At 65.6% G+C, this 7,243-nt stretch carries 8 protein-coding genes; 2 read left to right on the top strand and 6 right to left on the bottom strand.

Translation table 11 applies throughout. The features are described 5' to 3' along the window. The coding region (locus tag PMN64_RS19095; RefSeq protein ID WP_411781734.1) for a DeoR/GlpR family DNA-binding transcription regulator at window positions 1-611 on the top strand (611 nt) is incomplete at its 5' end. 146 nt (window positions 612-757) lie between these two features. Here PMN64_RS19095 and PMN64_RS19090 read toward each other — a convergent pair. Then, entirely contained in the window at window positions 758-1,411 is a 654-nt protein-coding gene (locus PMN64_RS19090; RefSeq protein ID WP_411781733.1) for a PilZ domain-containing protein, read from the bottom strand. Window positions 1,412-1,789: 378 nt separating this feature from the next. Between PMN64_RS19090 and PMN64_RS19085 the strand changes: the two genes are divergently transcribed. Next, complete coding sequence (locus PMN64_RS19085) at window positions 1,790-2,602, top strand: enoyl-CoA hydratase (RefSeq protein WP_411781732.1); 813 nt, start codon at window positions 1,790-1,792, stop codon at window positions 2,600-2,602. 272 nt (window positions 2,603-2,874) lie between these two features. On the opposite strand, the gene PMN64_RS19080 is transcribed toward PMN64_RS19085, so the two are convergent. The 5 genes from PMN64_RS19080 to PMN64_RS19060 form a co-directional block, all read right to left on the bottom strand. Further along, window positions 2,875-3,657: an SDR family NAD(P)-dependent oxidoreductase gene (locus PMN64_RS19080; protein WP_411781731.1), complete on the bottom strand. Its 783-nt coding sequence runs from the start codon at window positions 3,655-3,657 to the stop codon at window positions 2,875-2,877. Window positions 3,658-3,742: 85 nt separating this feature from the next. Continuing rightward, window positions 3,743-4,660: a DUF1932 domain-containing protein gene (locus PMN64_RS19075; protein WP_411781739.1), complete on the bottom strand. Its 918-nt coding sequence runs from the start codon at window positions 4,658-4,660 to the stop codon at window positions 3,743-3,745. 5 nt (window positions 4,661-4,665) lie between these two features. Continuing rightward, complete coding sequence (locus PMN64_RS19070; protein ID WP_411781730.1) at window positions 4,666-5,535, bottom strand: ABC transporter substrate-binding protein; 870 nt, start codon at window positions 5,533-5,535, stop codon at window positions 4,666-4,668. Between the two features lie 19 nt (window positions 5,536-5,554). Next, window positions 5,555-6,292 carry a TetR/AcrR family transcriptional regulator gene (locus PMN64_RS19065; protein WP_411781729.1) on the bottom strand — a complete coding sequence of 246 codons (738 nt, stop codon included), beginning with the start codon at window positions 6,290-6,292 and terminating at the stop codon, window positions 5,555-5,557. A 59-nt stretch (window positions 6,293-6,351) separates the two neighbouring features. Next, window positions 6,352-7,230 (bottom strand): SMP-30/gluconolactonase/LRE family protein, encoded by an 879-nt coding sequence (locus PMN64_RS19060; protein ID WP_411781738.1) that lies wholly within the window; start codon window positions 7,228-7,230, stop codon window positions 6,352-6,354. Window positions 7,231-7,243: the final 13 nt, after the last annotated feature.

Here is a 7,243-nt window from a genome sequence, read left to right as displayed (position 1 = left end):
CCTATGGCGGCGCCATTCTCACCGCCCACGCGAACGAGACGACGCTCGAGCAGCGCCTCGCGGTTCAGGGCAAACAGAAGCAGGCGATCGCGCGCGCCGCGATCGATCTGATCGAGGATGGCGACACGCTGATTCTCGATGCCGGCTCGACGGTCGCAGCCTTCGGCCGACTGCTGCAGCATCGGCGGCTGCGCATCATCACCAACAATCTTGCGCTGCTGCCCTGCTTCGCCAAGGCTCCGAGCATAGAGCTTGTGGTGCTGGGCGGCGCGCTGCGCACCACCAGCATGAGCACCATGGGGCCGCTCGCCAATGAGGCGCTGCGGCGCATGACCGCGGACCGCGCCGTCATGAGCGCCGACGGCGTGGTGAATGGCCGTGGCCTGTGCGAAGCGGATCTCGAACAGGTCGCACTGAAGTCGCTGATGATGCAGCAGTCGAAGGAAGTCATCGTTCTCGCCGACGCCAGCAAGCTCGGCCGCGCCGAACAGATGGCCTGGGCGCCGCTGCCGCCGCGCTGGACTCTGGTGACTGATGTCGGCGCATCTGAGGAGCAGTGCAAGCGTCTCGCCGATGCGGGAGCGCGCGTGATCGTTGCCGGCGTTCGCTGAGCCGGCATCGCAATTTTTCGCGTGATCGGAGAAAAATATCGACCGAGGCGGGGTTGCGGTAAGGAATCGCTGAACTGGGGCGCAATGCCGTCAACTTGAATCGCCATATGCTAGGTGGCGATTCACCAGATTTGTGAGTACTCGCCCTAGGCAACGGAGTTCGCGTCGGCAGACAGCAGCTGTAGCTCCTTGGATTTGCACGCGATGAGGCGGCCGAGATCGCCCTGCTTGTAGCTCTCGACGAACTTGATGGCGAAGCCGTTCGGCAGATGCCGGACCACGCGGCCGACGCAGGCGCCGATCGCCAGCGGCATGCCGACCGGCGGCTGCGCCTCGGAGGAGACCGCCGCGCCGGACAGCGACATGTCGATGATGAAGCAGCTCTGCATGGTGCCATCCGCCAGCGTCAACATGGCATGCGGCGCGACCGGAACGAAACGCGGGTTGTTGCGCGCCTCGCGAATGCTCGGATCCTTTTTCTTCTTCTCGATCCAGGTCAGCTTGTCGGCGAACTTCTCACGCATGGCATGCGTCATCTCGAGCTCGAGCAGGAAGCTGCCGCTCATGGTTTCGGTGATGCAGCCGTCGAACTTGCCGAACTCCTCGAAATACGAAGTCAGCCGGTCGCCGACCTTGCCGACGACGGGCACGTCCACGATCATCCGGAACGGCGAGACGCGCGTGGTGCGGCAAGCGAAGGTGCGCAATTTACCCTGCGCATCGTACCAGTTCGGCAACGTGTAGCTGCCGTTGACGGTGATCCTGACCGCGCGTTGCTTGAGAAACTTTTCGACGGACACGACTGAACCTCGCCCGAGGCGATGTGAGTGCACGGAGGGCTGGATTGACTGGCTTCACTGCCGGTCTGGTGGTGGGGACGTTCGCTACCGACGCGGTGGCAGCGGGGAGCTGCGGCACGTATCCCAGCGCGTGGCGGATTGGTCCTGGCGCGCAGGTGCGTACAGCCATACCGTCGAAAAACTAGGAAAAAGTTAAACCGGGACGGAGCGCGGCGGCGCACTCTATAGCGCAACCGTTTCGCGGCGGTTTATTTTGCGAGCCGTACAACTACCGGGAGAGTTGTCGCCCGGCAATGCAATCGCGCCGTGCTCCAAACCGCCTGCCTCGGCTGTCGGCCGGGTGCTAGCCTTCGCCCGAAATCAGACCGGACCCCTCATATGCCAAACATGTCGAACAAATCGCTTGCCGACGGCAAGATCCTGCAAGACGTCGTTGACGGCGTCGGCGTCGTCACCTTCAACAATCCCGACAAGCGCAATGCGATGTCGCTGGAGATGTGGGAGGGGCTCGGCGAGGCGCTGACGGCGTTGCGCGACGATCCGGCCGTCCGCGTCGTGATCCTGGTCGGCGCCGGCGACAAGGCGTTCGTATCGGGCGCAGATATCAGCCAGTTCGAGAAGACCAGGCACAACGCCGAGGCCTCCGAGGAATATTCACGGCGCAGCGCCGCCCAGCGCGCCCTGCTCGCCGACTATCCGAAGCCGACCATCGCCTGCATCCGCGGCTTCTGTCTCGGCGGCGGCATGCAGGTCGCAATGCTGACCGATATCCGCATCTCCGGCTCGAGCGGCCAGTTCGGTATTCCCGCCGCCAAGCTCGGCATCGCCTATGGCTATGACGGGCTGCGCCACCTGGTGTCGCTGGTCGGCCCGTCCTGGGCGCGGCTGATCATGTATACGGGCATGCGGATCGACTCCACCGAGGCGCTGCGGATCGGCCTCGTCGATCGCGTGCTGCCGGACGCCGAGCTCTGGGACGCGACCATGGAGATCGCGCGCACCATTTCGGGCAACGCGCCGCTGGCGATCAAGGCCGCCAAGATCACCATCGCGCAGGTGCTGAAGGATCCCGCCGATCGCGACATGGCCGCGATCAAGCAGATCGGCATCGAATGCATGGACAGCGCGGACTTCCGCGAAGGCCGCAGCGCCTTCATGGAAAAACGCAAGCCGCAGTTCAAGGGCCGTTAGCGGCGTCCTCACCCGCACCTGTCATCGCCCGGTTCAACCGGGCGATCCAGTACGCCGCGGCCCATCGGCTCAAGCACGACCGCCTCTGGAATACTGGATCACCCGCATGCGCGGGTGACGACACCGGGTGGCTATTGCCATATTTCTGTATAATCGAATAATATCGCCGATTTGCCCGACCTGTCAAGGTGCCCGGTCGAACGCCGGCCGCCGCCGGCTACTTTGCATGGGGTTGTTTTCGATATTTTGGCAGTGTGCCCGCGATTGAACCCCTACTTCTTGTCGCTGACCGGCACCGTGTAGTTCAGGATCAACCGACCGCCGTCGGGATAGATGGTCTGGCCGGTGATGTAGGAGGCATCGTCGCTGGCCAGGAATGCCACGACGGCGGCGACCTCGCTCGGCTCGCCGCAGCGGCCGGCCGGCGTGCGCGACAGCACGCTGCGCCGCGCATCCTCGGACGAGAAGATCGCCGTCGCCACCATCTCGGTCAGGATCGTGCCGGGCCCGACCGCCACGACCCGAATGCCGTGCGGCGCCAGCGCCACGGCGGCGACCGATGTGAGCTGCTTCATCGCGCCCTTCGACATCGCGTAGGTCGCGAGCGAGGGGATCGCGAGCAGCGCGTTGACCGAGGACATGTTGACGACGACGCCGCCACCGCCCTGCGCGATCATCTGGCGCGCGGCAGCCTGAACCCCGAAGAACGCGCCCTTGAGGTTGATTCCCATGACGTCGTCGAATTCGGCCTCGCTGATGTCGAGCAAGTCGCGATTGCGCGCGACGCCGGCATTGTTGACCATGACGTCGAGCCGGCCGAACTCCTTCACCGCGGTCGCGACGATGCGGTCGACATCGGCGCGCTTGCTGACGTCGGCCTCGACCGCCCGCAACTGATCGATATGTCCGAGTTCCTGGGCGGTGTGGACAAGCCCCGCAGCGTCGACATCCGAGATGACAACCCTGGCGCCGTCGGACAGGAAGCGCGCCGCGCAGGCCTTGCCGATGCCGCGTGCCGCGCCGGTGATGGCGACGACCTTGCCGGAATTCTTCATGGGAGTGCCTCCAGAACAAACTGTTCATGGAGCAATAGCGCATTGCGCGTCGGCAGGGAACGCGGCGGATTCTCCGGGCGAGACCTCAGGACTTGATGCGCGCGAGAATCCGGTCGGCCTCGGTACGCCAGTCGGCGCTGCGGGCGAAATCCGGCGTTCCCCTGGGGCCGAACACGCCCTCATCGGCAAGATCGGCGATCCAGCCCTGCCGCTCGGCGGTGCCGGAGGCGGACCATGGCGCGAGCCCGGCCTCGCGCACGGTCTCCGCCACCTCGCGCACCTCCTCGGCACGGCGCCGGCCGTGCTCGATCACCCGCTGAAAGAAATAGGCGCCCTGCTTCTCCCAATCGATGCTTGGGAAGGTCTCCTTGAGCGAGGCGAGCACCGCATCCTCGACGCCATAGGCGCGTGCGGTGGTGAAGCTCTCGATCACCATGGCCTCCAGCCCCTTGATCATGATGCTGCGGCACATCTTGACTGCCGAGGAGACGCCAAGCTCGTCGCTTGCGACCTTCGCCGCAAAACCGAGCGCGACCAGCTGCGGCGCGAGCTCCCGCGCGCCCTGCCCGCCGAGCAGCAGCGGCACCTTGATCCGGTACGGCGGCAGCGAGGTCATCACCGCGCCCTCAACATAGCGGCCGCCGGCGTCGTCGATATGCGCCGCCGCACGCTGCTTGGCCCCGGGCGAGGCCGAGTTGAAATCGAGAAACCAGACGTCCTTCCGGATTGCGGGTGCGCAGGCCGCGGCCACCGGCACCGCCTGGCTCGCCGTCACCGCCGAGATGATGAAATCGGCCCGCGCCGCGAGATCGGCATGGGATTGCGCGAGCTCGACGCCAATCTCCGCCGCGTGTGCGCGCAGTGGCACGCCCTGCTCGCGGTCAAGCTTGATATCGTAGGCCGAAACCCTCACGCCCTGCTGGCGCAGATCCTCGGCAAGGATGCGACCGACCTCGCCATAGCCGAGCATGCCGACCTGCCAATGCCGCGGATCGCCGGAGATTGTCATCAGTTCAGGTCCCGTGTTGTGTCGTCGAACAGCTCATCGACCGTGACGCGCCGGGGGATCAACGCCTGCTGCACGCAATAGTCGATCATCAGTTCGAGCGGCTTGCGGTTTGCCTCGACGCCGAACGGCACCAGGTCCGGCATGCCGGGCGGGCCAGCCTCTGCCTTGCCGCGTTTGAGCAATTCATACAGGCTCCGCACCACGTCCGGCCGCGACGTCGCAAGCTGCGATGTCACCACCACCAGATGATTGACCGGCACGACGCCGTGCCGCTGGTACCAAAGGGACGCCTCTCGGGCTGGATCGGCGAACAATGGCTTGAATGCCGGATCGCTGGAGGTCTCGCCCAGCACGGCATCGAGCTCGCCGTCCCTCAGCATCTGGACGATGGTCCTGCCCTTCGGCGCGCGCTCGGTGCCGTCGACATATTCCGCGACATGCGGATCCTCGAACGTAACCCAGTTGATGCTGTCGAGGTTCACGCCATGGTCATTGGCAAGGATGCCGCGCATCCATGCCCCGGTCGTGGTCGTGAACGAGCGGATGCCGACCCGCTTGCCTTCAAGTTCGGCGGGCACGAGCGTGCCGCGGTCGGCGCGATAGAGCGCGTGGCCGTGCTGGAAGCGACCGACCATCGCCGCCGGCAGCAGCACCAACGGCTTGCCGTGCGCCCTTGCCATCAGATAGGTCACGATCGCCATCTCGCAGACGTCGAATGCCTGCTCGCGCACCATCGGCTTGAACGCGGCGTTGGTCGGCGTGAAATCGGTGAAGTCGAGATCGAACAGGTCGGAGCGAAGCTCACCGTTCTTCACCGCCCGGATGTGCGGATGATTGCCGAGCACGGCGCGCAGCCGAAGTTTCTCCATCGCGACAAACTCCGGACGTTCAGGTCAACGCTCGGCCCGGATTTGTGCCCGGGGCCGTGCGCGGCGCGGGCGCCCCTCCGTCGAGCGGCGCGGCCTGCAACGCGGCGACGGTGGCGCGCACCAGTTGCTCGATGGCGTGGCCGGCATCGGTGCCGTCGGCGCTGCCGCGCGACAGGCGCGAGACGCGCTCCGGCGTCACCAGCGTGTAGTAGAGCGCGCCGAGCAGGAAGTGGCTGCGCCAGACCAGATCGGTACGCGGAATATGCGGCAGGCTTTCATGAATCGCGTCGATGAAGGCATGACTGGTGTCGTCGAAGGTCTGCGCGATGATCTTGCGCACGACCTCATTGCCCTCGGCCGACATGATCGCACGCAATCGCGTGAACCGCGTTCCGCCGCCGGCAAGATCGCTGCCGGACGTAAAGGCCGGCAACACATAGGCGCGCACGATCGCCTCCAACCGGTCCTGCAGATCGCGCACCCGCCGCGCCGCCGCCAAGAGCTCGGAGCGCCGCCGGTTCATCGGGCCGCAATGGCGCCGATAGATTTCCAGCAGCAGGCCGTCCTTGGTCCTGAAATGATAGGTCACACTGCCCGGATTGGCGCCGGCGGCCTGCGCGATGTCGCGCACCGAGACGGCGTTGAAGCCGTAGGTCGAGAACAATTCCTCCGCCGCGGCGAGGATCGCCTCGCGCATGTTCGGCTTGCGGGTGCCGGCGGCGGCCTTCACGTCAGACCTGGCGGGTTTGCGGACCATATTTGTACTATCGTCCAAATAATCCGGTCGCGTCAACGACGCCGCGCGGCACCCAACCGTCAGGATAACTTGACGTCAGGCTCGGCCCGACCGCGCGCGGCGGCCTCGAGCAGGAACGTCCTGCCATGCTCGGGATCGGCCGAACGCTGCGCCTCATCCATGTCCTGCCAGGCCGAGGTGACCAGCACGCGAGAGAAGTCGCGGCCGACGAATGCCGGGCAGCTCGATTGCCTCGCCGGTACGCGCAGCGAACGCAGATGCCGGCCGGTCGGATCGTAAACGTCGACGCAACCGCCGCCCCAGCGCGCGTTCCAGATCATCCCGTCGGCATCGACGATCGCGCCGTCGAGCCCGCCGCTGCCTCGATGCCTGATCAATTCGGTGGCTTCGCCGACCGGCAGTCCTGTTGATGGATCGAGCGGCACGCGATGCAGCACGTTGGTCGCGGTATCGGCGAAATAGCCGATGTCGCCCGCGGGCGAAAAGCAGATCGCATTCGGGATGGTAATCCCGGGATACAGCCGCACGATGCGGCCCCGGTGCAGCGCATAGATCGCGCCGGCACCCTGCTCGGCATGGCGTCCCATGGTGCCGAGCCAGAACGTGCCCGACGGATGCACACGCGCATCGTTGGAGCGCGTCAGCGGATTGTCGGCCTCCAGCGCGGCGAACAGCTGCAGGCGGCCGTCGGCAACGTGCCGTACATAAAGTCCATCTTCGGCAAGGATCAGCTGCCGCTCGCCGTCGATCCGCGCCAATGCACTCGCCATTTTCGGCAGTTCGTGAATGACGGTGCGGCCACCTGCAAATCGATGCTCGAACAGCCGGCGCTCGCGGATATCGAACCACCAGGCGGTGTCGGTCGCCGCATCATAGGTCGGACCTTCGCCGAGATGGCAACGCTCTGCCGACAGCACCGATGTCGGCACCTCTTCCATCAGCGGCTCGGCG

It is taken from the genome of Bradyrhizobium sp. UFLA01-814, assembly GCF_046718885.1.
GTDB classification, from domain to species: domain Bacteria; phylum Pseudomonadota; class Alphaproteobacteria; order Rhizobiales; family Xanthobacteraceae; genus Bradyrhizobium; species Bradyrhizobium elkanii.
The sequence above is the reverse complement of the archived record's forward strand: the minus strand, read 5'-3'. Positions and strand labels throughout refer to the sequence as shown.